Origin of the sequence: Pseudomonas sp. GGS8 (assembly GCF_024168645.1) — a bacterium.
In the GTDB taxonomy this organism is placed as follows: Bacteria; Pseudomonadota; Gammaproteobacteria; order Pseudomonadales; family Pseudomonadaceae; genus Aquipseudomonas.
In genome coordinates this window covers 2,937,785-2,962,862 of record NZ_JALJWF010000001.1, presented here as the reverse complement: position 1 = coordinate 2,962,862, position 25,078 = coordinate 2,937,785, and the positions used below count along the sequence as shown (strand labels likewise).

Sequence of the window (25,078 nt, the reverse complement as noted above, 5' to 3'; positions counted from 1 at the left end):
TGTTTGTACCGGCGCCATCGCGGGCAAGCCCGCTCCCACAGTGGTTCTCTGTGAAACGCAAATTCTGTATTCACTAGAGATCCCTGTGGGAGCGGGCTTGTCCGCGATGGCGATCTCAAGAACACAAAAAAGCCCGCAGACGATCATTCATCTGCGGGCTTTTTGTTTTCAGCTAACGCTTAGATCGCGCCACGCTTGCGCAGCAGATCCAGCACTTGCTTGACGCTTTCTTCCAGCGACAGCGACTGGGTATCGATCACCAGATCTGCATTCAGCGGTACGTCGTACGGGAAGGATTCGCCCGGGATGTTGTCGCCACCCGCCGCGTACAGACCTTGCGGATCACGCTCGGCGCAGACCGTCGGCGACGCCTGGACGTAGACCGTCAGCAGACGCTCCTTGCCGATCAGGTCCTTGGCCTGCTCACGACCTTCAGCGCTCGGCGCAACGAATGCAGCCAAGGTCAACAGACCGGCTTCGTTGAACTGACGCGCAACGTGCGCCGCACGACGCCAATTCTCGGTACGCCCGGCGCGATCCTGTGGCAGACCTTTGTTCAGGTCATGACGCAGGTTCTGGCCATCAAGTACAAACACCGCGCGCCCCATGTCGAACAGCTTGCGTTCAACCGCATACGCCAGGGTGCTTTTGCCAGCGCCCGACAGGCCGCTGAACAACACGGTGGCCGGTTGCTGACCGAAGCGCTGGGCGCGCTCTTCGGTGGCTACATGGGCCAGTTTGCCGTGGTGGGAGCTGCTGCCATGCGCCAGCGGCTGAGCGATGATCATGCCGGCCGCAACCGTGCCGTTGGTCAAACGGTCGATGACGATGAACGAACCCGTGGTGCGGTTGCTGTCGTAACCGTCCAGCGCGATGGCCGCGTCGAGGCTGATCTTGACCCGACCGATCTCGTTCAGCTGCAACGAGCTGGCAGGGCCTTCGGCCAACGTGTTCACGTCCACACGGTTGACGATGCTGGTGATCGAACCCGGCACATAAGTCGTGGCGCGCTTGATGTCGTATTTCTTGCCCGGCAGCATCGGCTCTTCAGCCATCCACACCAGCATGGCGTCGAAGGCGTCGGTCACTTGCGGCTGGTTATCGGCATGCACCAGCAAGTCGCCACGGGAGATGTCGATCTCGTCTTCCATGGTCAGCGTCACCGCTTGACCAGGGCCTGCGTGCTCCAGTTCACCTTCGAAGGTGACAATGGATTTCACGCGGCTGCTCTTGCCCGACGGCAACACAACGACTTCGTCGCCCTTGTGCACAATGCCGCTGGCCAGGGTGCCGGCGAAACCACGGAAGTTCAGGTTCGGACGGTTGACGTACTGCACCGGGAAACGCAGGTCGGTGTAGTTGCGGTCGTTGGCGATCTCGACGGTCTCGAGAATTTCCATCAGCGACTGGCCGGTGTACCACGGCGAGCGCTCGGACTTGTTCACCACGTTGTCGCCCTTGAGCGCCGACATCGGCACGAACGCCATGGTGCTCGGCTTGAACGCGATGCCTTCGGCGAACTTCAGGTAATCGGCCTTGATCGACTCAAATACGCTTTCGTCGAAGCCGTTGAGGTCCATCTTGTTGATGGCGACCACGATGTGCTTGATGCCCAGCAACGAGGCGATAAAGCTGTGGCGACGGGTCTGGGTCTGCACGCCGTAACGGGCGTCGACCAGGATGATAGCCAGGTCACAGGTGGATGCACCGGTGGCCATGTTGCGGGTGTACTGCTCATGGCCGGGGGTATCGGCGATGATGAATTTGCGCTTGGCGGTAGAGAAATAGCGGTAGGCGACATCAATGGTGATGCCCTGCTCACGCTCGGCCTGCAAGCCGTCGACCAGCAACGCCAGGTCAATGTCTTCGCCAGTAGTGCCGACTTTTTTCGAGTCGCGGGTAATGGCTTCCAGGTGATCTTCGTAGATCATTTTGGAGTCGTGCAGCAGGCGCCCGATCAGGGTGCTCTTGCCGTCGTCGACGTTGCCACAGGACAGAAAGCGCAGCATTTCCTTGCGTTCATGCTGGCCCAGGTAGGCGAGGATGTCCTCGCTGATCAAATCAGATGCGTGCGACATGACAACCCCTTAGAAATAACCCTGACGTTTCTTTTCTTCCATGGAACCTGCGCCATCGTGATCGATGACTCGGCCCTGGCGTTCGGAAGTTCGCGTCAGGAGCATTTCCTGAATGATGTCAGTCAGGCTGGTGGCCTCGGACTCGACAGCACCGGTCAACGGGTAGTCGCCCAGTGTACGGAAACGGACCTTCTTCTTGACGATGCGTGCCTTGTCTTCGTCGCTCAGGTGATTGAGCAGGCGCTCGTCGTCGATCATGATCCAGGTGCCATTCATCTCAATGACATCACGCTCGGCAGCGAAATACAGCGGCACGATCGGGATGCCTTCCAGATAGATGTACTGCCAGATGTCCAGTTCGGTCCAGTTCGACAACGGGAATACGCGGATCGATTCGCCCTTGTTGACCTTGCCGTTGTAGACGTTCCACAGCTCCGGACGCTGGTTTTTCGGGTCCCAGCGGTGCTTGCTGTCACGGAACGAATACACGCGCTCTTTGGCGCGGGACTTCTCTTCGTCGCGACGGGCGCCACCGAATGCCGCGTCGAAGCCGTACTTGTCGAGGGCCTGCTTGAGGCCTTCGGTCTTCATGATGTCGGTATGCTTGGCACTGCCGTGGGTCAGCGGGTTGATACCCTGCGCAACGCCCTCGGGGTTGACGTGTACCAGCAGGTCCAGGCCGAGCTCTTCGACCATGCGGTCGCGGAACGCGTACATTTCCTTGAACTTCCACTGGGTGTCGACGTGCATCACCGGAAACGGAAGTTTGCCCGGGAAGAATGCCTTGCGCGCAAGGTGCAGCATCACGGCGGAGTCTTTACCGACGGAGTACAGCATCACCGGGTTATCGAACTCGGCGGCGACCTCGCGGATGATGTGGATGCTTTCGGCCTCCAGCTGTTTCAGATGCGTCAGTTTGTCGACCATGGCTACTCACGAAAACGATCTTATGGACGGCCTGCGGGCCGTGTTCGAGCGGGGAATCCTAGCACAGCGCCTTCTTCTAATCAGGACGGCAGCTAGATCGAAAGGGTATATGAATATACCCCCTCGTTTGGGCTCCAGCCCTGTAGTCAAATCGGGTTCGGGCAATCGATGAAGATGTGCTCGAGGGCAAAGCGTCGCGCCAGGTAATCGCCCAAAGCCTGCACACCATAACGCTCGGTGGCATGGTGGCCGGCAGCGATGAAACTGATGTCGTTTTCCCGGGCGCTGTGGAACGTCTGCTCGGAGGCCTCGCCGCTGAGGTACAGATCGACACCGGCCAACACCGCTTGGTCAATGTAACCCTGGCCGCCACCGGTGCACCAGCCGACCCGACGAATCATCTCGCTGCCTTCGATCAACAACGGCTCGCGCCCCATGACTTCCTGCACGCGGCGGGCGAAATCGCGGGGGGTCATCGGTTCGCTCAACGAGCCGACCAGGCCGACGATTTTCAGATTGTCCGGATCCAGCGGGCCTTCGACGGTGATGTCCAGTTGCCGGGCGAGCTGCACGTTGTTGCCGACTTCCGGGTGCAGGTCCAGCGGCAAGTGATAGGACAGCAGGCTGATGTCGTGCTTGAGCAGGGTTTTCAACCGGCGCTGCTTCATGCCGGTGATGCACGGGTTCTCGCCTTTCCAGAAATAGCCGTGATGCACCAGCACCAGATCGGCCTGGGCCTCCACCGCGGCGTCCAGCAGTGCCTGGCTGGCGGTGACACCGCTGACGATGCGCATCACTTGCGGCCGGCCTTCGACCTGCAAGCCGTTGGGGCAGTAATCGGCGATCTTTGCACTTGCCAGGTAACGGTCGGCTTCTTCGACCAGGGTGCTCAGGGCGACGGCCATAAAAGACTCCTAAATATCCCGTTCAGAGGCGCGCGCGGCCTCGTATAATGCGCGACATTATGGGCGGTCTCATACCGCCTGCAACCTCTCAGGACGTGCTTAATGCTCAAGGCGCTGCGTTTTTCCGGCTGGCCGCTGTTGGCCGGCGTGCTTGTCGCTCTACTGATTATTCAGCGTTACCCGCAGTGGGTCGGGCTGCCAAGCCTCGACGTCAATCTGCAACAAGCCCCGCAAACCCTTGGTGTGCAGCAGGGCCCGGTGTCCTATGCCGATGCGGTGACCACGGCTGCGCCGTCGGTGGTCAACCTTTACACCACCAAAGTGGTCAACAAACCCAGCCATCCGCTGTTTGAAGACCCGCAATTCCGCCGCTTCTTCGGCGACAACTCGCCCAAGCAGAAGCGCATGGAATCAAGCCTCGGTTCGGGCGTGATCATGAGCCCGGAAGGTTACCTGCTGACCAACAACCACGTGACCAGCGGTGCCGACCAGATCGTGGTGGCGCTCAAGGATGGTCGTGAAACCCTGGCCCGAGTCATCGGCAGCGACCCCGAAACCGACCTCGCGGTGCTGAAGATCGACCTGAAAAACCTGCCGTCGATCACTGTCGGCCGTTCCGACAACCTGCGCATCGGCGACGTGGCCCTGGCCATCGGCAACCCATTCGGCGTCGGCCAGACCGTGACCATGGGCATCATCAGTGCCACCGGGCGCAATCAGTTGGGCCTGAACAACTACGAAGACTTCATCCAGACCGACGCCGCAATCAACCCCGGCAACTCCGGCGGCGCGCTGGTGGACGCCAACGGCAACCTGACCGGCATCAACACGGCGATCTTCTCCAAGTCCGGCGGCTCGCAAGGCATCGGCTTCGCGATCCCGGTCAAACTGGCGATGGAAGTGATGAAGTCGATCATCGAACACGGCCAGGTGATTCGCGGCTGGCTCGGCATCGAAGTGCAACCGCTAAGTCAGGAACTGGCGGAATCGTTTGGCCTGTCGGGACGTCCGGGAATTGTGGTCGCGGGAATTTTCCGTGACGGCCCGGCGCAGAAGGCCGGCCTGCAACTGGGCGACGTGATCCTCAGCATCGATGGTGAACCGGCTGGCGATGGTCGCAAGTCAATGAACCAGGTGGCACGCATCAAGCCGACCGACAAGGTCACGATTCAGGTGATGCGCAACGGCAAAGAGCTCAAGCTCACGGCAGAAATAGGCCTGCGTCCGCCGCCGGCACCGATCCAGGAAAAAGAAGAAGAGTAGTCGCCAACACCCAAAACCCTGTGGGAGCGTGGCTTGCCCGCGATGGGAACGCCGCGGTGTATCAGGTACACCGCGTCATCGTTCATCGCGGGCAAGCCACGCTCCCACAGGACCGAGGCGTGTTCTAGAGGTCGCCGAGGCTGTCGATCAGTGCCTGATTCTGCTCCGGCGCGCCGATGGAAATCCGCAGGAACTGGGCAATCCGCTCTTGCTTGAAGTGCCGAACGATCACGCCCTGTTCGCGCAACTTCGCCGCCAGCCCTGCCGCATCGTGCTTCGGGTGACGGGCGAAAATGAAGTTCGCCGCCGACGGCAACACTTCAAACCCCTTCGCCTCCAGTTGCGCGACCACCTTCTCGCGACTCTCGATGACCAACCGGCAAGTCTTGTCGAAATACTCGCGATCTTCGAACGCCGCCGCAGCCCCCACAATCGCCAGGCGATCAAGCGGGTAGGAGTTGAAGCTGTTCTTGATCCGCTCCAGCGCCTCGATCAGGTCCGGGTGCCCCACGGCCAGACCTACCCGCAGACCGGCCAGGGAACGGGACTTGGACAGGGTCTGCGTCACCAACAGATTCGGATAACGGTCCACCAGAGCGATCGCCGTTTCGCCACCGAAGTCGATGTAAGCCTCATCCACCACGACCACCGAATCCGGACTGGCCTTGAGGATTTGCTCCACGGCGTCCAGCGCCAGCAGGCAACCGGTCGGTGCGTTCGGGTTCGGGAAGATGATCCCGCCGTTCGGCTTGGCGTAGTCCGCCGGGTTGATCTGGAACTGCTCGTCCAGCGGCACAGCGTCAAACGCAATCCCGTACAACCCGCAGTAAACCGGGTAGAAGCTGTAACTGATGTCCGGGAACAGCAGCGGCTTATCGTGTTGCAGCAAACCGTGAAAAATGTGCGCCAGGACTTCATCGGAACCGTTGCCGAGGAACACCTGATTGCCCTGCACGCCGTAATACTTGGCAACGGCTTGCTTGAGCACGTCGCTGTTCGGGTCCGGGTACAGACGCAGGTTGTCATTCAGTTCGGTCTGCATTGCCTTCAGGGCTTTTGGCGATGGACCGTATGGGTTTTCGTTGGTGTTGAGCTTCACCAGTTTCGCCAGCTTCGGCTGCTCGCCCGGCACATAAGGCACCAGATTCTTGACGAACGGGCTCCAGAATTTACTCATGTTCAGTTCCCCTGCTTGTCATCAAGAATGCGGTATTCAGCACTGCGGGCGTGAGCGCTCAGCGATTCGCCACGGGCCAGTACGGAGGCGGTCTTGCCCAGTTCGGAGGCACCCTGCTCGGAGCAGAAGATGATCGACGAACGTTTCTGGAAGTCGTAAACACCCAACGGCGAGGAGAAGCGCGCAGTGCCGGAGGTCGGCAATACGTGGTTGGGACCTGCGCAATAGTCGCCCAGGGCTTCGGAAGTGTGGCGGCCCATGAAGATCGCGCCGGCATGGCGGATCTGCGGCAACCAGGCCTGCGGATCGGCGACCGACAGCTCCAGGTGCTCCGGGGCAATGCGGTTGGCCACTTCGATGGCCTGTTCCATGTCGCGAACCTTGATCAGCGCACCACGGCCATTGATCGAGGTTTCGATGATCTCGGCGCGTTCCATGGTTGGCAGCAGTTTGGCGATGCTGGCGGCCACCTTGTCGAGGAACTCAGCGTCCGGGCTGACCAGAATCGCCTGGGCGTCTTCGTCGTGCTCGGCCTGGGAGAACAGGTCCATGGCGATCCAGTCCGGATCGGTCTGGCCGTCACACACCACCAGAATCTCCGACGGGCCGGCGATCATGTCGATACCGACCTGGCCAAACACGTGGCGCTTGGCGGTGGCGACATAGATATTGCCCGGACCGACCACTTTGTCGACCTTCGGCACGCTTTCAGTGCCATAAGCCAGCGCCGCAACCGCTTGGGCGCCGCCGATGGTGAACACCCGGTCGACGCCGGCGATGCAAGCCGCGGCCAGCACCAGCTCGTTCACTTCACCGCGCGGGGTCGGCACGACCATGACCACTTCGGTCACGCCTGCCACCTTGGCCGGAATCGCGTTCATCAGCACCGAGGACGGGTAGGACGCCTTGCCGCCCGGTACATACAGGCCGGCGCGATCCAGTGGCGTGACCTTCTGGCCCAGCACCGTGCCATCGGCTTCGGTGTAGCTCCAGGAGTCCTGTTTCTGCTTTTCGTGGTAGCTGCGCACACGGGTCGCGGCTTTTTCCAGGGCTTCGCGCTGAGGCACGGTGATGCGGGTCAATGCCAGTTCCAGGCGTTCGCGCGGCAGGATCAAGTCCGCCATGGACGCCACTTGCAGGCCGTCGAACTTCTGGGTGAACTCGACCACCGCCGCATCGCCCCGCTCACGCACGGCCTTGATGATGTCCAGCACTCGCTGATTAACCGAGTCATCAGACACACTTTCCCAGCTCAGCAGATGATCCAGATGATGTGCGAAATCCGGATCAGCAGCGTTGAGTCGGCGAATTGCAGTCGGTGCGGTCATAGCGAGAGCCTCATAGGATTGGCAAAAACTCAGGCGCCCGAAGCTAACATTCGATCCGCTTGGGCACCTGAGAATTCTGGCTATGAGGCGGATAGACGGCGCGACTCAAGGTCGCGCAGGTGAATCAGCCGCGGTGTCGAGACTCCACTGCCTTGCGCAGGGTGTCGATCAACGCCTGGATACGGGCATGCTGCATTTTCATCGAGGCTTTGTTGACGATCAGACGCGAGCTGATGGCAGCGATGAAATCCTGTGGCTCCAGGCCATTGGCCCGCAGCGTATTACCGGTGTCGACCACGTCGATGATCTTGTCGGCCAGACCGATCAGCGGCGCCAGTTCCATCGAGCCGTAGAGCTTGATGATGTCGACCTGACGACCCTGTTCGGCGTAGTAGCGCTTGGCAACGTTGACGAACTTGGTGGCGATGCGCAGCCGGCCCTTGGGCTCGATCGCGCCGACCTTACCGGCCGTCATCAGTTTGCACTGGGCGATTTGCAGGTCCAGTGGTTCGTACAGCCCCTGGCCACCGTATTCCATCAGCACGTCTTTACCGGCGACGCCCAGGTCGGCGGCACCATGCTCGACATAGGTCGGCACATCGGTGGCACGCACGATCAGCAAGCGCACATCGGCCTGGGTCGTGGGGATGATCAGCTTGCGGCTCTTGTCCGGATTCTCGGTCGGCACGATGCCCGCTTCAGCCAGAAGCGGCAAAGTGTCGTCAAGGATGCGGCCCTTGGACAGTGCGATAGTCAACATGGGAAACGTCAGTCCTTATCAAGGTACTCATGCCCGGTCGCAAACGGCGCCGGACATACATCAAGGCTAACAGCCCCGATTTGAACGAAATCAACGGACGCGTCCCTGCGCCCATGCAGCAGAAACTAGCCCGGAACGCGGCGGATCTTGGCGCCGAGCATCTGCAGCTTCTCTTCGATGCACTCATAACCACGGTCGATGTGGTAGATGCGGTCGATCAGGGTATCGCCTTCGGCGATCAGCGCCGAGATCACCAGGCTGGCCGAAGCACGCAGGTCGGTGGCCATGACTGGCGCGCCCTTGAGCTTTTCGATGCCAGTGACGATGGCGGTGTTGCCTTCGACCTGGATGTGCGCGCCCATGCGGTGCAGTTCGTAAACGTGCATGAAGCGGTTTTCGAAGATCGTCTCGATCACGGCACCAGTGCCTTCGGCAATGGCGTTGAGGGAGATGAACTGCGCTTGCATGTCGGTCGGGAACGCCGGGTATGGAGCGGTCCGCACGTTGACGGCTTTCGGCCGCTTGCCGTGCATGTTCAGCTCGATCCAGTCTTCGCCGCAGGTGATTTCAGCACCCGACTCGCGGAGCTTTTCCAGAACGGCTTCAAGGATGGTCGGATCGGTGTCCTTGACCTTCACACGCCCGCCGGTGACCGCTGCCGCCACCAAGTAGGTGCCAGTCTCGATACGGTCAGGCATCACTTTGTAAGTGGTGGTGTGCAGACGCTCAACGCCATCGATGGTGATGGTGTCGGTACCGGCACCGGAAACCTTCGCGCCCATGGCGTTCAGGAAGTTCGCCAGGTCGACGACTTCAGGTTCGCGAGCGGCGTTGGCCAGAACGCTACGGCCCTTGGCCAGAGCGGCCGCCATCATGATGTTCTCGGTACCGGTCACGCTGACGGTGTCGAAGAAGAAGTGCGCACCGCGCAGGCCGCCTTCAGGGGCCTTGGCTTTGATGTAGCCGCCTTCGACGTCGATGACCGCGCCCATGGCTTCGAGGCCGCGGATGTGCAGGTCGACCGGACGCGAACCGATGGCGCAACCGCCAGGCAGTGCGACTTCAGCTTCACCGAAACGGGCAACCATCGGGCCCAGTACCAGGATCGAGGCGCGCATGGTTTTAACCAGTTCATACGGCGCGATCAGGGTCTTGATGGTGCGTGGGTCGATTTCGACGCTGAGTTTCTCATCGATCACAGGCTCAATGCCCATGCGACCGAACAGCTCGATCATGGTGGTGATGTCGTGCAGGTGCGGCAAGTTGGCCACAGTCACCGGGCCATCGCACAGCAAGGTGGCAGCCAGGATCGGCAGGGCAGAGTTCTTTGCCCCGGAAATGCGGATCTCGCCATCAAGACGAGCGCCACCGGTAATAATCAATTTATCCATAAGAATCTCGACGCCCTTGGGCTCAGGTGCGCTCGGCCCAGGCCGCGCTGCTGAAAAATTTCATAGTGACCGCATGGATGCTGCCATCGACAATCCATGGGTTCAAATGGGCATAGACCTGCTGCTGACGCTTCACCGGGCTTAACGCCGCCAGTTCATCGCTAATCACGTTCAGCTGGAAGTTGCAGCCTTCGCCTTCAACTTCCACCTTCGTGTTTGGCAGCTTTCCTTCAAGGAAGCTCTTCACTTCTACGGCCTGCATGCTCAACCTCAATCGGCGCCCTGTGCGCGCGGGTCGGACATCATACAAAAAAGCCCCGCGCCTGCGAACCCCGCGAAGCAGGACTCTGACGGGGGGCTTCTTTATAGATGCGGTTCAGGGGTGCGCCAACAGCTCGGTCAACTCACTGACCTGAGCGATTTCGCGCATATCGTCGGGCATCGCACGAATGCTCAGGGCCTTGCCGGCCGCCTGGGCATCGCGCATGAAACACAGCAGCAACGACAAACCGACGCTGCTGGACTTCTCCACCGCGGAGCAATCGATTACCAGTGCAGCCGCTTTGCTGGATTTGATCAGCGCCTGACCCTGCTTGCGCAGGTCCGGGCCCGTCCGGTAATCCAGCACGCCGCTGAGCAGCAGCTCGCCGGTTTCGCTCATGCGAATGGCCGACTCACTCATTGGACTTTCTTCTCGACAGCTTTTTCGGTGTTTTCCTTGGCTTTGGCGACTTCCCCGGCCCAACTATTGATGGTCTTGTCCAGGTCGTTGCCATTGCGCTGCATCGCATCAGCGAACTGATCGCGGAACAGCTTGCCAATGTTGATTCCATTGATAATGACGTTACGCAGCTTCCATTCACCGTTGATCTTTTCGAGTGTGTAAGACACCGGATAGATCGCGCCGCTGCTGCCTTTGACCGTCATGCCCACGCTGGTACGGTCTCCGGATTCATCCTTGGCAGGCTCGACGGTGATGCCCTGGTTGTTGTATTCGAGCAAGGCGTTGCCATAAAACTGGAACAGGCCCTTTTTGAAGTTTTCTTCAAACGTCTTCATTTGTTCGGGCGTTGCTTTGCGCGAGTATTTGACCGTCATGATGCTTTTGGAAATGCCCTCGGCATCCACCACAGGTCCGACGATGGTGTTCAACGCCGTATAAAAGTCTTGTGGATCCTGCTTGTACTTCTCTTTATTGGCCGACAGGTCGGCGAGCATCCGGGTCGTGGTGTCCTGAACCAGATCGTGCGCCGACTGCGCCGCCACGGCGTTAGCCATCAACGGCAGGGCCGCGAGCAATACCAACAGGCCACGTCGTAAGATAGAGATCATTTAAAAGCTCCTCATTTAGCGTCTTTGCTAACGGTATTGAGCAGGAATTTACCGATCAGGTCCTCGAGCACCAGCGACGACTGGGTGTCATGGATGGTCCCACCCTCCTTGAGCAGGGTTTGTTCCCCACCCACGCTGATACCGATGTACTTCTCGCCCAACAGGCCAGCCGTCAGGATAGATGCAGTGGAGTCAGTCGGCAGGTTATCTACGCGCTTTTCCAGTTGCATGGTCACCCGACCGGTGAAGCTGTCGCGATCCAGATCGATCGCCGTGACCTTGCCGATGGTTACACCGGCCATGGTCACTTTAGCCCTGACCGTCAAACCGGCGATATTATCGAAATAAGCATAAAGTTTATAAGTATCGGTGCTCGGGCTCGGGGACAGACCACTGACCCGCAACGCAAGCAACAGCAAAGCCAGGATGCCAGCCAGCAAGAAAAGGCCGACACCGATTTCCAGGGTGCGGTTTTGCATCAGAAATCTCCAAACATCAAGGCGGTCAGAATAAAGTCCAGGCCGAGTACCGCCAAAGAGGCATACACCACGGTCTTGGTAGTGGCACGACTGATCCCCTCGGAAGTGGGCTCGCAGTCATAGCCTTGGAATACGGCGATCCAGGTCACGACGAAGGCAAAAACGATGCTTTTGATAATGCCGTTGAGCACATCGTCGACAAACGTCACGCTGTTTTGCATGTTCGACCAGTAGGAGCCTTCATAGACACCCAACCAGTCGACGGCCACCCACGAACCGCCCCAGATGCCCACCACGCTGAAAATCATCGCCAGCACCGGCAGGGAAATGAAGCCGGCCCACAGGCGCGGGGCAATAATGTACTTGAGCGGGTCGACCCCGATCATTTCCAGGCTGGACAGCTGTTCGGTGGACTTCATGTTGCCGATTTCGGCGGTCAGCGCCGAACCCGCGCGCCCGGCGAACAGCAAGGCCGTGACCACTGGCCCCAGCTCACGCAGCAGCGTCAGCGCAACCATCTGCCCGACCGCCTGCTCCGAACCGTAGCTGGACAGAATGTTGAAGCCCTGCAGCGCCAGCACCATGCCGATGAACACCCCGGAGACCACGATGATCACCAGTGACATCACGCCCACCGAATGCAACTGCTTGACCAGCAGGCCAAAACCGCCGCCGATGCCGCCACGACCGAGCAAGGCATGAAACAGGAACAACGCCGAACGCCCGAACACCGCCAGCACATCGATGCCGGCGTGGCCGAAACGGCGCACTCTTTCTATCAGTGAAATCTTGCGCATCAGCGCTTCCCCAGAAGATCTGCGCGGTAATCCGTCGCTGGAAAGTGGTATGCGACCGGGCCGTCGGGTTCGCCAGTCATGAACTGGCGTATCCGTGGTTCCTGCGAATTCATCAATTCCTCGGGAGTCCCCTGCCCCAACACCTGACCTTCGCCGACGACAAAGATGTAGTCCGCAATGCTCGCGGTCTCGGCCAGATCATGGGAGACCACGATACTGGTGATACCCAGCGCATCGTTGAGCAGACGGATCAGACGCACCAACACCCCCATGGCGATCGGGTCCTGGCCGACAAAGGGCTCGTCATACATGAGAATTTGCGGATCGAGGGCAATCGCCCGGGCCAGCGCGACTCGACGCTTCATCCCACCGGACAATTCGTCGGGCATCAGGTCGATGGCACCACGCAAGCCCACGGCCTGCAATTTGAGCAGGACAATGTCGCGAATCATTTCTTCCGGCAGCGCGGTATGAACGCGCAACGGAAAGGCGACGTTCTCGAACACATCGAGATCGGTAAACAGTGCGCCGCTCTGAAACAGCACACCCATCTGCTTGCGCGCATCGAACAAATCGCTGCGCGACAATGTTGGCAGGTTCTGGCCGTTGACCCAGACTTCGCCGCTGGAGGGGCGCAATTGCGCACCCATCAGCCGCAACAGCGTGGTCTTGCCACACCCGGAAGGCCCCATGATGCCGGTGACCTTGCCGCGTGGGATGCGGATATCGACGTTATTGAAAATGCTGCGCGCACCGCGCTTGAAGGTCAGTCCCTTCAGCTCGACCGCGTAGGCGTTATCGGCACTCATCTAAACTCCTTGCGATGCAGCCTCTCACTCGGACGCCTGGCTTTCTGACGAAAGCACATACCTTCCCGGGCAGGCCGAACTGGCGGCGAACTATATCACTGCAAAGGCCAAGCGCCCAAGGCCCAAGCCGGGCACGTTCAGCAACATGACCACCTGAAATCATCTATTTAGAGGGTTTCAGTAATAAGGAATGACAAAGCACGACGAACTTGCGTGAGGGTTTTGATCATTACCGTTATAATCGCCGCCTTTTCATCAGGCTATACGATTTCTGACATGAGCCAATCCAGCAACCTGATTCAATCTGCACAACGCACCATCCGCCTCGAACTGGAAGCCGTACAAGGCTTGCTGCCCCATATCGACGCAGATTTCGTACGCGCTTGCGAGATGATTCTGGCGAGCAAAGGCCGCGTAGTCGTGGTCGGCATGGGCAAATCGGGGCATATCGGCAACAAGATTGCCGCCACCTTGGCCAGTACCGGCACCACGTCATTCTTCGTGCATCCAGCCGAAGCCAGCCACGGCGACATGGGCATGATCACGCGCGACGACATCATCCTGGCACTGTCGAACTCCGGCTCCACCAATGAAATCGTCACCCTGCTGCCACTGATCAAGCGCCTGGGCATCAAATTGATCAGCGTCACCGGCAATCCCGATTCAGCGCTGGCCAAGGCTGCCGAGGTCAACCTCAACGTTCACGTCGAGCACGAAGCCTGCCCGTTGAACCTGGCGCCAACCTCTTCGACCACCGCCGCCCTGGTGATGGGCGATGCCCTGGCGGTGGCGCTGCTGGAAGCCCGCGGTTTTACCGCTGAAGATTTCGCCTTTTCCCACCCCGGCGGCGCGCTTGGCCGACGCCTGCTGCTGAAAGTGGAAAACGTCATGCACGCCGGGCAAGAGCTGCCGCAGGTTCAGCGCGGCACCCTGCTCAAGGACGCATTGATGGAAATGACCCGCAAGGGCCTGGGCATGACCGTGGTTCTGGAAGCCGACGGCAAACTTGCCGGGATCTTCACCGACGGCGATCTGCGTCGCACCCTGGACCGCAGCATCGACATCCACAGCGTCACCATCGACCAGGTCATGACCGCCCACGGCAAGACCGCACGTGCCGAGATGCTTGCCGCCGAGGCGCTGAAAATCATGGAAGACCACAAGATCAACGCGCTGGTCGTGGTCGACAGCGAAGACCGTCCGGTCGGCGCCTTGAACATGCACGATTTGCTGCGCGCGGGAGTCATGTAATGAGCACGGATCTACTGCAACGCGGCAAACAGATCAAACTGGCGGTATTCGACGTCGACGGCGTGCTGACCGACGGGCGCCTGTATTTCCTCGAAGACGGCAGCGAATTCAAGACCTTCAATACCCTCGACGGTCAGGGCATCAAGATGTTGATGGCAGCCGGCGTGCAGACCGCTATCATCAGCGGCCGCAAGACTCCGGTGGTCGAACGGCGGGCGAAGAACCTCGGCATTCCACACCTGTACCAGGGTCGCGAAGACAAACTGGTGGTGCTCGACGAGCTCCTTGCCCAACTCAACCTAAGCTATGAACACGTGGCCTACCTCGGCGACGACCTGCCGGACCTGCCGGTGATTCGCCGCGTCGGCCTGGGCATGGCGGTGGCCAACGCCGCCAGTTTCGTGCGCGAACACGCCCACGGCATCACCCAGGCCCGTGGCGGCGAGGGTGCCGCGCGCGAATTCTGCGAATTGATCCTGCGCGCCCAGGGCCGCCTCGATGCGGCCAACGCCGCGTACCTGTGAGCCCAACATGCTGAGCAAAAAGATTCGCAACATCCTGATATTCGGTTGCATCGCGGCGCTATTCGCTGCGGTCGGCTACTGGAACATCAGCCCGGAACGCTTCCTCGACAAGCCAGTGGCGCAAGTCGATGAAGCCATGATCGACTATTACGCCACCAACGCCCACAGCGTGCAGTACCTGCCGGACGGCAAATTGCAGTACGAAATGACGTCCGACAAGGTCGAACACCTGAAAGCGACCGAAGTGACGTTGCTGTCCAATCCTGACCTGAACATGTTTCGCGGTACCGAGTTCCCCTGGCACGTCCAGAGCGAGCGCGGCGAAGTCAACCCGGACGGCACCCAGGTCGAGCTGATTGACTCGGTACGCATCACCCGTTTCGACGAAAAAAACCGTAAAACCCTGATTACCACCACCCGTATGACAGTGTTCCCGCAGCAGCAATATGCGCAGACCGATCAACCCGTTAGAATCGACGGCGCTGGCGGTGTATCGACAGGCAACGGAATGAAAGCGTACTTGAAAGAAAGCAGGATACACCTGCTATCGAACGTAAGAGGACAGTATGAGGCTCGTTAAAACTCTCCCTATTTTGCTCAGTCTGAGCGCAGCACTGGGAAGCGTGAGCGCCTGGGCTCTGCCGACCGATCAAGCGCAGCCTATCCGCATTCAGGCCGACGACGCCCAGCTGGACGACAAGAATGGCATTGCCACCTATAAAGGTGACGTGATCATCACCCAGGGCTCGATGATCGTTAAGGGCAACACCGTGACCATCACCCGCACGCCTGCAGGCGACATCGACGTGGTGACTTCGGTGGGCAACCTGGCCTACTTCGAGCAACTGCAGACCGCTGGTGACACCAAGCCCGTTCAGGGCTGGGGCGTGACCATCCAGTACCACGCAGCCCAAAACCGCGTAGTGCTGATCGACAAGGCAAAAGTTGTCGACAAGGACAATAACACCACCCAGGGCGAGAAAATCGTCTACGACACGGTCAAGAAGCTTGCGAGCGCCGGTCGCGCCACGGGCAACAAAGTCACCGAGACGCGTCCGCGCATCGACATGGTGATCCAGCCGAAAAAGAAAACCGACGAGCAAAAGGCCCAGTAATGGCAACTCTGAAAGCTCAGCATCTGGCCAAGAGCTACAAGAGCCGCCAGGTCGTGCGTGACGTCAGCTTGTCCATCGACAGCGGTCAGATCGTCGGCCTGCTTGGTCCCAACGGCGCCGGCAAGACCACCTGTTTCTACATGATCGTCGGTCTGGTGCAGGCCGATCAGGGCCGCGTACTGATCGATGACCTGGATGTCAGCCACCAGCCGATGCACGGTCGTGCGAAGGCCGGTATCGGCTATCTTCCACAAGAAGCGTCGATCTTCCGCAAGCTGTCGGTGACCGACAACATCATGGCCATCCTCGAGACCCGCAAGGAGCTCGACAAGGCAGGTCGCCGCAAAGAGCTGGAAAGCCTGCTGCAGGAATTTCACATCCACCACATCCGTGACAGCCTTGGCATGAGCCTGTCCGGTGGCGAACGCCGTCGCGTGGAAATTGCCCGGGCACTGGCCACCAACCCGAAATTCATCCTCCTCGACGAACCCTTCGCCGGCGTGGACCCGATCTCGGTGGGCGACATCAAGCAGATCATCCATCACCTCAAGGCCAAAGGCATTGGCGTGCTGATCACTGACCACAACGTCCGTGAAACCCTGGACATCTGCGAAACCGCCTACATCGTCAATGATGGCCAGCTGATCGCTGAAGGTGACTCTGCCACCATCCTGGCCAACGAACTGGTCAAGGAAGTGTATCTGGGCCACGAGTTCCGCCTGTAAGCGCTGAACTGCCTGGCCAGTCGCCTGAGCGCTCTTTTTCAATAAAAAATCAATAGTTTTTTATTGTTACAGCGCTCTAGGCAAACACTTCAGTTTCAGGCATATAATTTGCTTATGTTTGGCGCTTCGGCGCCCTGTAGTGGATGGCGCATGTGCGCCGGCGAATAAGGTGTTAAGCCCCTGCCATGAAACCATCGCTAGTCTTGAGAATGGGCCAGCAGCTGACGATGACACCGCAGCTGCAACAGGCCATCCGCCTGCTCCAATTGTCGACCCTGGACCTGCAACAGGAAATCCAGGAGGCCCTGGAGTCCAATCCGATGCTCGAACGCCAGGAAGAAGGCGACGACTTCGATAACGCCGACCCCTTGGCCGACAAAGCCGAACAGCAACCCAACGCCGACATTCAGGAACCCTCCTACCAGGAAACCGCTCCGACGGTGGATAACCTTGAGGAAGGCGACTGGAACGAACGCATTCCCAACGAATTGCCTGTCGATACCGCCTGGGAAGACGTCTACCAGACCAGTGCCAGCAGCCTGCCGAGCAATGATGACGACGAGTGGGATTTCACCACCCGTACTTCGGCCGGTGAAAGCCTGCAAAGCCATTTGCTCTGGCAACTGAACCTGGCACCGATGTCCGACACCGATCGCCTGATCGCCGTGACCCTGATCGACTGCATCAACAATCAGGGCTATCTGGACGAAACCCTCGAGGAAATCCTTGAGGCCTTCGATCCGGAACTGGACATCGAACTGGACGAAATCGAAGCCGTCCTGCATCGCATCCAGCAATTCGAGCCCGCCGGTATCGGCGCTCGCAACCTCGGTGAATGCCTGCTGCTGCAACTGCGCCAACTGCCCGCCAAGACCCCTTGGCTGGCCGAGGCCAAGCGCCTGGTCACCGACTACATCGACCTGCTCGGCAGCCGCGACTACAGCCAGCTGATGCGCCGCATGAAGCTCAAGGAAGATGAACTGCGCCAGGTGATCGAACTGGTCCAGAGCCTCAACCCGCGCCCGGGCTCGCAAATCGAGTCCACCGAAGCCGAATACGTTGTTCCCGACGTGATCGTGCGCAAGGACAACGAGCGCTGGCTGGTGGAGCTGAACCAGGAGTCGGTGCCACGCCTGCGGGTCAACGCCCAATACGCCGGCTTCGTACGCCGCGCCGATACCAGCGCTGATAACACCTTCATGCGTAATCAGCTGCAGGAAGCTCGCTGGTTCATCAAGAGCCTGCAAAGCCGCAACGAAACCCTTATGAAAGTGGCCACCCAGATCGTCGAGCATCAGCGCGGCTTCCTGGAGTACGGCGACGAGGCCATGAAGCCGTTGGTACTGCACGACATCGCTGAGGCGGTAGGCATGCATGAATCGACTATTTCACGGGTGACCACGCAGAAATTCATGCATACCCCACGGGGCATCTATGAACTGAAATACTTTTTTTCCAGCCACGTCAGCACCTCCGAAGGCGGTGAATGCTCGTCCACGGCGATCCGCGCGATCATCAAAAAACTGGTTGCCGCGGAAAATCAGAAAAAGCCGTTGAGTGACAGCAAGATCGCTGGTTTACTGGAGGCACAAGGCATTCAGGTGGCTCGCCGCACCGTCGCCAAGTACCGCGAATCCCTCGGGATCGCGCCTTCGAGCGAACGCAAGCGGTTGATGTAGAGCCACGCCACAGCGTTCCAGTGGTAGATCATCTGATCTACCGCTTTATGCACTGGCAACGAAGGAGAAGCTGTATGCAAGTCAACATCAGTGGACACCAACTGGAAGTGACCGAACCTCTTCGCACCTACATCGGCGAAAAACTCGAACGATTAGAGAGGCATTTCGACAAGATCACCAACGTGCAAGTCACGATGACGGTCGAGAAGCTCAAGCAGAAAATCGAAGCCACACTGCATATTCCCGGCAATGAAGTGGTCGCTAACGCGGAACATACCGATATGTACGCAGCGATCGACGCACTGACCGACAAGCTGGATAAACAACTCAAAAAGCATAAGGAAAAGACCCAGAGCCTCCTCCAGGGCGCGACCGGTCGTTAACACTCCCAACCCATGATCCGACTTGAAAGCATCCTGACCCCCGGCCGTTCCCTCGTGAACGTGCCGGGCGGCAGTAAAAAGAAAGCCCTCGAGCAAATTGCCAACCTTATCCATCGCGAAGTGCCGGGTCTGGCCATGCAGGATGTCTTCGAGAGTCTGGTCGCCCGTGAAAAACTCGGTTCCACCGGTTTTGGCAACGGTATCGCCATCCCCCACTGCCGCCTCAAGGGCTGTGAGTCGCCCATCAGCGCCTTGATGCACTTGGACGCACCCATCGATTTCGACGCCATCGACGGTGCCCCGGTTGACCTGCTGTTTGTCCTGCTGGTCCCGGAAGCCGCCACCGATGCGCACCTGGAGTTGCTGCGCCAGATCGCCAGCATGCTTGACCGCAAGGAAGTGCGCGAAAAACTGCGTAGCGCCCCGAGCAACGAAGCCTTGTATCAGGTTGTCCTGAACGAGCAAAACGGTCACTAATCATGCGCCTGATCATCGTCAGCGGCCGCTCCGGCTCAGGTAAAAGCACTGCCCTCGATGTTCTCGAGGACAACGGCTACTACTGCATCGACAACCTGCCTGCCGGCCTGTTGCCAGAACTGGCCGAACGCGCGCTGATTCATACCGAACTGGCACAACCGCTGGTGGCCGTGTCCATCGATGCACGCAACTTGCCGAGCCACCTGTCACGGTTTCCCGAATTGCTGGAAGAAGTCCGCAGCCGGCATATCCAGTGCGATGTGCTGTATCTGGACGCCGATGAAGAGACCCTGCTCAAACGTTTTTCGGAAACCCGCCGTCGTCACCCCCTGAGTAGCGCCAATCGCTCGCTGGCGGAGGCGATAGAGGACGAAACCAATCTGCTGGGGCCGATCGCCGATCTGGCCGACCTCAAGGTCAACACCACCAGTCTGAACCTGTATCAGCTGCGCGATACCATCAAGCTGCGCCTGCTGAATCAGCCGGAGCCCGGTACTGCGTTTCTGGTGGAGTCTTTCGGGTTCAAGCGTGGCATGCCGGTGGACGCCGATCTGGTGTTCGACGTGCGTTGCCTGCCCAACCCTTACTGGAAACCGGAGCTGCGGGCACAGTCCGGGCTCGATCAACCGGTGGCCGAGTACCTGGCGGCACAGCCGGATGTCGAAGAGATGTTCCAGGACATTTCCTCCTACCTGCTCAAGTGGTTGCCCCGCTTTGCCGCCAGCAACCGCGCCTATGTCACCATTGCCATTGGCTGCACCGGCGGACATCACCGCTCTGTCTACTTGACCGAACGTCTGGGTCAGGTCCTGCAACAATCCCTGAAGAACGTCCAGGTTCGCCACCGCGACCTCAGCTAAAGGATTCACATCGCGATGCCTGCTCTGGAAATCGAAATCATCAACAAGCTGGGCCTGCATGCCCGCGCATCTGCAAAGTTCGTCGGGGTGGCCGGGCAGTTCCCGTGCCAGATCAGGGCTGGCCGCACTCCAGAGACTATGGTCGATGGCAAAAGTATCATGGCCATGATGATGCTGGCTGCGGGCAAGGGCACCAAAATCCACCTGAAAACCGAAGGTGAACAAGAGCAGGAAGCAATGGCTGCACTGGTGGCGCTGATCAATAACTACTTCGACGAAGGCGAATAAAGATCAATGGATTGCAGCATTCGGTCGCGGCCACAGACGCGTAGGCGCTGACAAAAGCTGCGATATCTTGATCCAAAAAAAACGCGCCACCCGATTGGGTGGCGCGTTTTTTTGTGCAGCAGTCGCAGCTTAGCTGCCCGCCACCGTCATCCGCTCGATCAACACCGAACCGGTGCGAATGTTGCTGCGTAATTCCAGGTCATTACCCACCGCAAGGATCTGCTTGAACATGTCACGCATGTTGCCGGCAATGGTCACTTCCTGGACCGCGAACTGGATTTCACCGTTCTCGACCCAGAAACCCGCCGCGCCACGGGAGTAATCGCCAGTGACCATGTTCAGGCCCTGCCCCATCAATTCAGTGACCAGCAGGCCACGACCCATGCGGCGCAACAAGGCCGCCTGATCTTCGTCGCCATGGGTGACGAACAGGTTGTGCACCCCGCCGGCATTGGCGGTGCTCGGCATGCCCAGCTTACGGCCGGAATAGGTGCCAAGCACGTAGGACACCAGCTCGCCGTTTTCCACGAACGGCTTGGCGTAGGTCGCCAGGCCATCGCCGTCGAAGGCAGAGCTGCCCAAGGCGCGCATCAAGTGCGGACGTTCATCGATGGTCAGCCATTCCGGGAACAGTTTTTGCCCCAGCGTGCCTTCGAGGAACGACGATTTGCGATACAGACTGCCACCGGAAATCGCCGAGAGGAAACTTCCAAACAAACCGCCGGCCAGTTCCGCAGAAAACAGCACCGGCACTTCGCAGGTCGGCACCGGGCGCGCGCCCAAGCGACTCGCTGCCCGTTGCGCGGCACGCTGGCCGATGCTCTCCGGGCTGGCTAACAAATTGCCCTGCCGGTTCACGTCGTACCAGTAATCGCGCTGCATCTGGCCATCGGCCTCGGCGATCATCACACAGCTGAGGCTGTGACGGGTCGAGGCATAACCGCCGACAAAACCGTGGCTGTTGCCGTACACACGGCAACCCTGGTGAGTGCTGAGGGTGGTACCGTCGGCATTCTTGATCCGGCTGTCGGCGGCAAACGCCGCCGCTTCACAGGCCAGGGCCTGCTCGATCGCTCGCTCCGGGGTGATGCTCCATGGGTGGAACAGGTCGAAGTCCTGCAGTTCCTTGGCCATCAGCGCGGCATCCGCCAGGCCTGCGGCTTCATCTTCCGACGTGTGTTTGGCGATTGCCAGCGCAGCAGCGACGGTTTCGCGAATCGCTTCCGAACCGCTGGCCGAGGTGCTGGCCGAGCCTTTGCGCTGCCCTACATACAAGGTGATGCCAAAGCCCTGGTCGCGGTTGAACTCAACGGTTTCGACTTCCCGCTGACGCACCGTGGTCGACAGGCCCTGCTCCAGCGACACCGCCACTTCACAGGCACTGGCGCCCTGGCGCTTGGCTTCAGCAATGATCTGCTCGACTTGCTCTTGCAGTGCCGGCAACGCTTGTGGGCCGACGCTTTCAACTGCACTCATGCTGTTCTCCACTCAAATTCTGCTTTCGGTAACGGTCATCGAGCGACCGGGCCGGACAAGCGGCCCCCGACTGGTTATCATGGCGGCGTTTCTTTGCGGACGGCCACCATGGTTGATTCTTACGACGACTCCCTCGATACGGGAGAAAAAAGCAAATCCCAGGTCAAACGCGAGCTGCATGCTCTGGTTGGCCTCGGCGAGCGCCTTACAACACTCAAGCCTGACCTGCTGGCAAAACTGCCGTTGACCGACGCTTTGCGCCGGGCTCTGGCCGATGCGCCCAAGCACACCGCGAACATCGCGCGTAAACGGCACCTTCAGTTCATCGGCAAGCTGATGCGCGATCAGGACACTGACGCCATTCTCACTCTGCTCGATCAACTCGATGCCTCCACCCGGCAGTACAACGAACGTTTCCACGGCCTGGAACGCTGGCGCGATCGCTTGATCGCAGGCGACGACGCCGTCCTGGAGAAATTCGTCGTCGATTACCCGGAGGCCGATCGTCAACAATTGCGCTCCCTGATCCGTCAGGCCCAGCACGAACTGGCGACCAACAAGCCACCGGCTTCGAGCCGTAAAATCTTCAAGTACATCCGTGAGCTGGATGAGACTCAACGCGGTTTGCGTTAAGTCCCGAATCGGGTGAGTTGCCTCGCAACTCACCCGAAGCTTCACTTTTTCAAGAGACCCTTACGATCCTGTGCCACCCACAGTGATCGCATCTATTTTCAAGGTTGGCTGGCCGACACCCACCGGCACCGACTGCCCATCCTTGCCACACGTTCCCACACCGCTGTCCAGCGCCAGATCGTTACCAACCATCGACACCCGGCTCATGGCTTCCGGCCCGTTGCCGATCAACGTCGCGCCTTTGACCGGGGCAGTAATCTTGCCGTCTTCGATCAAGTACGCCTCGCTGGTGGAGAACACGAACTTGCCACTGGTGATGTCCACCTGACCGCCGCCGAGGTTGGCGCAGTAGATGCCTTTTTTCACCGAGGCGATGATTTCCGCCGGGTCGCTTTCGCCACCGAGCATGTAAGTGTTGGTCATGCGCGGCATCGGCAGGTGCGCGTAAGATTCACGACGACCGTTGCCGGTGCGGGCCACACCCATCAGGCGCGCGTTGAGCTTGTCCTGCATGTAACCTTTGAGCACACCGTTTTCGATCAGTGTGGTGCACTCGGTCGGCGTGCCTTCGTCATCGACGCTCAGCGAACCACGGCGCCCGGCGAGGGTGCCATCATCGACGATGGTGCAGAGCTTCGATGCAACCATCTCGCCCATGCGCCCGCTGTAGGCCGAACTGCCCTTGCGGTTGAAATCGCCTTCCAGACCGTGACCGACCGCTTCGTGCAGCAACACACCGGACCAACCCGACCCCAACACCACCGGCAACGTACCGGCCGGGGCCGGGATCGCTTCCAGGTTCACCAGCGCCTGGCGCAACGCTTCGCGGGCATAGCCCATGGCGCGGTCTTCGCTGAGGAAATAGCGGTAATCGGTACGACCGCCACCGCCATGACCGCCGCGCTCGCGGCGACCGTTCTGCTCGACGATCACGCTGACGTTGAAACGCACTAGCGGCCGCACATCCGCCGCCAGGCCGCCATCGGTGGAGGCGATCAGAATCCGCTCCCAGACCCCGGCCATGCTCACGGTGACTTGCTGGATACGCGGGTCGAGGGCGCGGGTCGCCACATCGATGCGCTTGAGCAACTCGACTTTCTCGGCGCGGCTCATCACTTCCAGCGGGTTGTCCGGCCCGTACAATTGGGCGACATCCTGAGTGGTGAACGCCTGCACGGTGCCATTCTGCCCGGCCCGGGAGATCGAACGGGCCGCACGGGCCGCCGCGCCCAGCGCTTCGAGGGTGATCGCATTGCTATAGGCAAAACCGGTTTTTTCACCCGATTGCGCACGCACGCCGACACCCTGGTCGAGGTTGAAGCTGCCTTCCTTGACGATCCCGTCTTCCAGCGCCCAGGACTCGGAAATCTGCCCCTGGAAATACAGGTCGGCGGCATCGATGCCCGGGCCGGCCAGATCACCGAGCACACCTTGCAGGCTCTCGATCGTTACGCCGCCGGGCGCCAGGAGGTGTTCACTGACAGAGGACAACAACTCGCTCATATGCTTTACGCCTTAAATTCGTCGTTCTGATGCAGGTCGCTGGGCGCCCTGCGAGAAAAAGCGCCGGTGAGTGGACACCGGCATCCGCGCCCTGATAGACGCCTGTTCGCTGCTGTCGCGTTCGGCCAGCAGCACGGCCTCGCCCTGATCCTGTTGTGCCAGCACCCGTCCCCATGGATCGACGATGGCGGCATGACCAAAGGTCTCTCGCGGCCCCGGATGTGTTCCACCCTGGGCGGCCGCGAGCACATAACACTGAGTCTCGATGGCCCGCGCGCGAATCAGCACGTCCCAATGGGCCGCGCCGGTCACTGCGGTAAAGGCTGACGGAGCGGTAATCAACTCCGCGCCAGCAGCACGCAATTCGCTGTACAGCTCCGGAAATCGCAAGTCGTAACACACCGTCAGGCCGACTCGACCGACCGGCGTATCGGCAACCACCACACCACTGCCATAAGCATAGTCATCGGATTCGCGATAGCGCCCGCGAGTGTCCGCTACGTCCACGTCGAACAGATGCAGCTTGTCGTACCGCGCCACGGTCTCGCCCTGATCATCGACCAACAACGAGCACGCATGTGCTTTGGCCGTCGGTTGATCCGCCGGCGGCAACGGCAACGTGCCGGCCACTATCCATAACTTGAGGTCGCGGGCGGTCTGTTTCAACCACGGCAGGATCGGGCCTTCACCCAAGGCTTCGGCGCGGCCGATGTCGGCAATGTCGCGACGGCCCATGGCAGCGAAGTTTTCCGGAAGCACGGCCAGCTGCGCGCCACCGGACGCCGCTTGCTCAAGCAGACGACGGGCCTGGGCCAGATTGGCCAGCACGTCGCTCTGGCTGACCATTTGAATGACTGCTACAGACATGGCCATTTCCTTACTCAAAACAACACATGACTGTAGGAGCGAGCGGTGCGG

28 protein-coding genes are annotated in these 25,078 nt (G+C 59.8%); 12 read left to right on the top strand and 16 right to left on the bottom strand.

Annotated features, from left to right (window positions below; genetic code table 11):
• Positions 1-179: 179 nt before the first annotated feature.
• From cysN to J3D54_RS13290, 3 genes are all read right to left on the bottom strand, one after another.
• Positions 180-2,078, bottom strand: coding sequence for a sulfate adenylyltransferase subunit CysN (cysN, locus tag J3D54_RS13300; RefSeq protein ID WP_253418771.1), 1,899 nt, complete (start codon positions 2,076-2,078; stop codon positions 180-182).
• A 9-nt stretch (positions 2,079-2,087) separates the two neighbouring features.
• Positions 2,088-3,005, bottom strand: a complete 918-nt coding sequence (gene cysD, locus J3D54_RS13295) for a sulfate adenylyltransferase subunit CysD (RefSeq protein ID WP_007941268.1) — start codon at positions 3,003-3,005, stop codon at positions 2,088-2,090.
• Positions 3,006-3,151: 146 nt separating this feature from the next.
• Complete coding sequence (locus tag J3D54_RS13290) at positions 3,152-3,910, bottom strand: Nif3-like dinuclear metal center hexameric protein (protein ID WP_018927191.1); 759 nt, start codon at positions 3,908-3,910, stop codon at positions 3,152-3,154.
• A 102-nt stretch (positions 3,911-4,012) separates the two neighbouring features.
• Here J3D54_RS13290 and algW point away from each other — a divergent pair, with 102 nt between their 5' ends.
• On the top strand, positions 4,013-5,173 hold the full coding sequence (algW, locus tag J3D54_RS13285; RefSeq protein ID WP_018927192.1) for a Do family serine endopeptidase AlgW: 1,161 nt from the start codon (positions 4,013-4,015) through the stop codon (positions 5,171-5,173).
• 124 nt (positions 5,174-5,297) lie between these two features.
• On the opposite strand, the gene hisC is transcribed toward algW, so the two are convergent.
• From hisC to J3D54_RS13235, 10 genes are all read right to left on the bottom strand, one after another.
• Complete coding sequence (gene hisC / locus J3D54_RS13280) at positions 5,298-6,350, bottom strand: histidinol-phosphate transaminase (protein WP_253418767.1); 1,053 nt, start codon at positions 6,348-6,350, stop codon at positions 5,298-5,300.
• Between the two features lie 2 nt (positions 6,351-6,352).
• A complete protein-coding gene (gene hisD / locus J3D54_RS13275; RefSeq protein WP_018927194.1) occupies positions 6,353-7,678 on the bottom strand; it encodes a histidinol dehydrogenase in 1,326 nt (441 codons plus the stop codon).
• A gap of 124 nt (positions 7,679-7,802) precedes the next feature.
• Positions 7,803-8,438 (bottom strand): ATP phosphoribosyltransferase, encoded by a 636-nt coding sequence (gene hisG / locus J3D54_RS13270; RefSeq protein WP_095144983.1) that lies wholly within the window; start codon positions 8,436-8,438, stop codon positions 7,803-7,805.
• Positions 8,439-8,563: 125 nt separating this feature from the next.
• Complete coding sequence (gene murA, locus J3D54_RS13265; protein WP_008070575.1) at positions 8,564-9,829, bottom strand: UDP-N-acetylglucosamine 1-carboxyvinyltransferase; 1,266 nt, start codon at positions 9,827-9,829, stop codon at positions 8,564-8,566.
• Between the two features lie 22 nt (positions 9,830-9,851).
• Positions 9,852-10,091, bottom strand: coding sequence for a BolA family protein (locus J3D54_RS13260; protein ID WP_018927196.1), 240 nt, complete (start codon positions 10,089-10,091; stop codon positions 9,852-9,854).
• A 114-nt stretch (positions 10,092-10,205) separates the two neighbouring features.
• Entirely contained in the window at positions 10,206-10,511 is a 306-nt protein-coding gene (locus tag J3D54_RS13255) for a lipid asymmetry maintenance protein MlaB (RefSeq protein ID WP_253418764.1), read from the bottom strand.
• Positions 10,508-11,161 (bottom strand): phospholipid-binding protein MlaC, encoded by a 654-nt coding sequence (locus J3D54_RS13250; RefSeq protein ID WP_253418761.1) that lies wholly within the window; start codon positions 11,159-11,161, stop codon positions 10,508-10,510. The genes J3D54_RS13255 and J3D54_RS13250 overlap by 4 nt, the downstream gene beginning before the upstream one ends.
• A gap of 11 nt (positions 11,162-11,172) precedes the next feature.
• Positions 11,173-11,640 carry an outer membrane lipid asymmetry maintenance protein MlaD gene (mlaD, locus tag J3D54_RS13245; RefSeq protein ID WP_253418758.1) on the bottom strand — a complete coding sequence of 156 codons (468 nt, stop codon included), beginning with the start codon at positions 11,638-11,640 and terminating at the stop codon, positions 11,173-11,175.
• Positions 11,640-12,437, bottom strand: a complete 798-nt coding sequence (gene mlaE / locus J3D54_RS13240; RefSeq protein ID WP_007901556.1) for a lipid asymmetry maintenance ABC transporter permease subunit MlaE — start codon at positions 12,435-12,437, stop codon at positions 11,640-11,642. Before mlaE ends, mlaD begins: the two co-directional genes overlap by 1 nt.
• Positions 12,437-13,246 (bottom strand): ATP-binding cassette domain-containing protein, encoded by an 810-nt coding sequence (locus J3D54_RS13235; protein ID WP_253418756.1) that lies wholly within the window; start codon positions 13,244-13,246, stop codon positions 12,437-12,439. Before J3D54_RS13235 ends, mlaE begins: the two co-directional genes overlap by 1 nt.
• A 276-nt stretch (positions 13,247-13,522) precedes the next feature.
• On the opposite strand from J3D54_RS13235, the gene J3D54_RS13230 reads away from it, so the two are divergent.
• The 10 genes from J3D54_RS13230 to J3D54_RS13185 all read left to right on the top strand — a co-directional run bounded on the left by J3D54_RS13230 (position 13,523) and on the right by J3D54_RS13185 (position 20,548).
• Complete coding sequence (locus J3D54_RS13230; RefSeq protein WP_253418752.1) at positions 13,523-14,497, top strand: KpsF/GutQ family sugar-phosphate isomerase; 975 nt, start codon at positions 13,523-13,525, stop codon at positions 14,495-14,497.
• A complete protein-coding gene (locus tag J3D54_RS13225) occupies positions 14,497-15,021 on the top strand; it encodes an HAD family hydrolase (RefSeq protein ID WP_253418749.1) in 525 nt (174 codons plus the stop codon). The genes J3D54_RS13230 and J3D54_RS13225 overlap by 1 nt, the downstream gene beginning before the upstream one ends.
• A 7-nt stretch (positions 15,022-15,028) precedes the next feature.
• Positions 15,029-15,601, top strand: coding sequence for an LPS export ABC transporter periplasmic protein LptC (gene lptC, locus J3D54_RS13220; protein ID WP_253418746.1), 573 nt, complete (start codon positions 15,029-15,031; stop codon positions 15,599-15,601).
• Positions 15,588-16,136 carry a lipopolysaccharide transport periplasmic protein LptA gene (gene lptA / locus J3D54_RS13215; RefSeq protein ID WP_253418743.1) on the top strand — a complete coding sequence of 183 codons (549 nt, stop codon included), beginning with the start codon at positions 15,588-15,590 and terminating at the stop codon, positions 16,134-16,136. Before lptC ends, lptA begins: the two co-directional genes overlap by 14 nt.
• Positions 16,136-16,861 (top strand): LPS export ABC transporter ATP-binding protein, encoded by a 726-nt coding sequence (lptB, locus tag J3D54_RS13210; protein ID WP_018927206.1) that lies wholly within the window; start codon positions 16,136-16,138, stop codon positions 16,859-16,861. Before lptA ends, lptB begins: the two co-directional genes overlap by 1 nt.
• A 185-nt stretch (positions 16,862-17,046) precedes the next feature.
• Entirely contained in the window at positions 17,047-18,540 is a 1,494-nt protein-coding gene (locus tag J3D54_RS13205) for an RNA polymerase factor sigma-54 (protein ID WP_253418740.1), read from the top strand.
• Positions 18,541-18,614: 74 nt separating this feature from the next.
• Positions 18,615-18,923, top strand: coding sequence for a ribosome-associated translation inhibitor RaiA (gene raiA, locus J3D54_RS13200; protein ID WP_007941242.1), 309 nt, complete (start codon positions 18,615-18,617; stop codon positions 18,921-18,923).
• Positions 18,924-18,935: 12 nt separating this feature from the next.
• Positions 18,936-19,400, top strand: coding sequence for a PTS IIA-like nitrogen regulatory protein PtsN (ptsN, locus tag J3D54_RS13195; protein ID WP_253418737.1), 465 nt, complete (start codon positions 18,936-18,938; stop codon positions 19,398-19,400).
• A gap of 2 nt (positions 19,401-19,402) precedes the next feature.
• A complete protein-coding gene (rapZ, locus tag J3D54_RS13190; protein ID WP_007941240.1) occupies positions 19,403-20,260 on the top strand; it encodes an RNase adapter RapZ in 858 nt (285 codons plus the stop codon).
• Positions 20,261-20,275: 15 nt separating this feature from the next.
• On the top strand, positions 20,276-20,548 hold the full coding sequence (locus J3D54_RS13185) for an HPr family phosphocarrier protein (protein WP_253418734.1): 273 nt from the start codon (positions 20,276-20,278) through the stop codon (positions 20,546-20,548).
• A gap of 129 nt (positions 20,549-20,677) precedes the next feature.
• Here J3D54_RS13185 and pmbA read toward each other — a convergent pair whose 3' ends face one another.
• Positions 20,678-22,024, bottom strand: coding sequence for a metalloprotease PmbA (pmbA, locus tag J3D54_RS13180; protein ID WP_253418731.1), 1,347 nt, complete (start codon positions 22,022-22,024; stop codon positions 20,678-20,680).
• A gap of 108 nt (positions 22,025-22,132) precedes the next feature.
• Here pmbA and yjgA point away from each other — a divergent pair, with 108 nt between their 5' ends.
• Positions 22,133-22,657: a ribosome biogenesis factor YjgA gene (gene yjgA / locus J3D54_RS13175; RefSeq protein ID WP_253418728.1), complete on the top strand. Its 525-nt coding sequence runs from the start codon at positions 22,133-22,135 to the stop codon at positions 22,655-22,657.
• A 60-nt stretch (positions 22,658-22,717) separates the two neighbouring features.
• On the opposite strand, the gene tldD is transcribed toward yjgA, so the two are convergent.
• Positions 22,718-24,160 (bottom strand): metalloprotease TldD, encoded by a 1,443-nt coding sequence (gene tldD / locus J3D54_RS13170; RefSeq protein WP_253418726.1) that lies wholly within the window; start codon positions 24,158-24,160, stop codon positions 22,718-22,720.
• A 12-nt stretch (positions 24,161-24,172) separates the two neighbouring features.
• Positions 24,173-25,027 carry a carbon-nitrogen hydrolase family protein gene (locus J3D54_RS13165; protein WP_253418724.1) on the bottom strand — a complete coding sequence of 285 codons (855 nt, stop codon included), beginning with the start codon at positions 25,025-25,027 and terminating at the stop codon, positions 24,173-24,175.
• Between the last annotated feature and the right edge of the window lie 51 nt (positions 25,028-25,078).

Coding starts and splice junctions, on each gene's coding strand:
- mlaE (WP_007901556.1), bottom strand. CDS start 12,437: ATGCGCAAGATTTCACTGATAGAAAGAGTGCGCCGTTTCGGCCACGCC.
- pmbA (WP_253418731.1), bottom strand. CDS start 22,024: ATGAGTGCAGTTGAAAGCGTCGGCCCACAAGCGTTGCCGGCACTGCAA.
- yjgA (WP_253418728.1), top strand. CDS start 22,133: ATGGTTGATTCTTACGACGACTCCCTCGATACGGGAGAAAAAAGCAAA.
- mlaD (WP_253418758.1), bottom strand. CDS start 11,640: ATGCAAAACCGCACCCTGGAAATCGGTGTCGGCCTTTTCTTGCTGGCT.
- tldD (WP_253418726.1), bottom strand. CDS start 24,160: ATGAGCGAGTTGTTGTCCTCTGTCAGTGAACACCTCCTGGCGCCCGGC.
- J3D54_RS13205 (WP_253418740.1), top strand. CDS start 17,047: ATGAAACCATCGCTAGTCTTGAGAATGGGCCAGCAGCTGACGATGACA.
- lptB (WP_018927206.1), top strand. CDS start 16,136: ATGGCAACTCTGAAAGCTCAGCATCTGGCCAAGAGCTACAAGAGCCGC.
- rapZ (WP_007941240.1), top strand. CDS start 19,403: ATGCGCCTGATCATCGTCAGCGGCCGCTCCGGCTCAGGTAAAAGCACT.
- J3D54_RS13230 (WP_253418752.1), top strand. CDS start 13,523: ATGAGCCAATCCAGCAACCTGATTCAATCTGCACAACGCACCATCCGC.
- J3D54_RS13185 (WP_253418734.1), top strand. CDS start 20,276: ATGCCTGCTCTGGAAATCGAAATCATCAACAAGCTGGGCCTGCATGCC.
- cysN (WP_253418771.1), bottom strand. CDS start 2,078: ATGTCGCACGCATCTGATTTGATCAGCGAGGACATCCTCGCCTACCTG.
- J3D54_RS13260 (WP_018927196.1), bottom strand. CDS start 10,091: ATGCAGGCCGTAGAAGTGAAGAGCTTCCTTGAAGGAAAGCTGCCAAAC.
- ptsN (WP_253418737.1), top strand. CDS start 18,936: ATGATCCGACTTGAAAGCATCCTGACCCCCGGCCGTTCCCTCGTGAAC.
- murA (WP_008070575.1), bottom strand. CDS start 9,829: ATGGATAAATTGATTATTACCGGTGGCGCTCGTCTTGATGGCGAGATC.
- lptA (WP_253418743.1), top strand. CDS start 15,588: ATGAGGCTCGTTAAAACTCTCCCTATTTTGCTCAGTCTGAGCGCAGCA.
- lptC (WP_253418746.1), top strand. CDS start 15,029: ATGCTGAGCAAAAAGATTCGCAACATCCTGATATTCGGTTGCATCGCG.
- hisC (WP_253418767.1), bottom strand. CDS start 6,350: ATGAGTAAATTCTGGAGCCCGTTCGTCAAGAATCTGGTGCCTTATGTG.
- hisD (WP_018927194.1), bottom strand. CDS start 7,678: ATGACCGCACCGACTGCAATTCGCCGACTCAACGCTGCTGATCCGGAT.
- J3D54_RS13290 (WP_018927191.1), bottom strand. CDS start 3,910: ATGGCCGTCGCCCTGAGCACCCTGGTCGAAGAAGCCGACCGTTACCTG.
- hisG (WP_095144983.1), bottom strand. CDS start 8,438: ATGTTGACTATCGCACTGTCCAAGGGCCGCATCCTTGACGACACTTTG.
- cysD (WP_007941268.1), bottom strand. CDS start 3,005: ATGGTCGACAAACTGACGCATCTGAAACAGCTGGAGGCCGAAAGCATC.
- J3D54_RS13255 (WP_253418764.1), bottom strand. CDS start 10,511: ATGAGTGAGTCGGCCATTCGCATGAGCGAAACCGGCGAGCTGCTGCTC.
- J3D54_RS13165 (WP_253418724.1), bottom strand. CDS start 25,027: ATGTCTGTAGCAGTCATTCAAATGGTCAGCCAGAGCGACGTGCTGGCC.
- algW (WP_018927192.1), top strand. CDS start 4,013: ATGCTCAAGGCGCTGCGTTTTTCCGGCTGGCCGCTGTTGGCCGGCGTG.
- J3D54_RS13235 (WP_253418756.1), bottom strand. CDS start 13,246: ATGAGTGCCGATAACGCCTACGCGGTCGAGCTGAAGGGACTGACCTTC.
- J3D54_RS13225 (WP_253418749.1), top strand. CDS start 14,497: ATGAGCACGGATCTACTGCAACGCGGCAAACAGATCAAACTGGCGGTA.
- J3D54_RS13250 (WP_253418761.1), bottom strand. CDS start 11,161: ATGATCTCTATCTTACGACGTGGCCTGTTGGTATTGCTCGCGGCCCTG.
- raiA (WP_007941242.1), top strand. CDS start 18,615: ATGCAAGTCAACATCAGTGGACACCAACTGGAAGTGACCGAACCTCTT.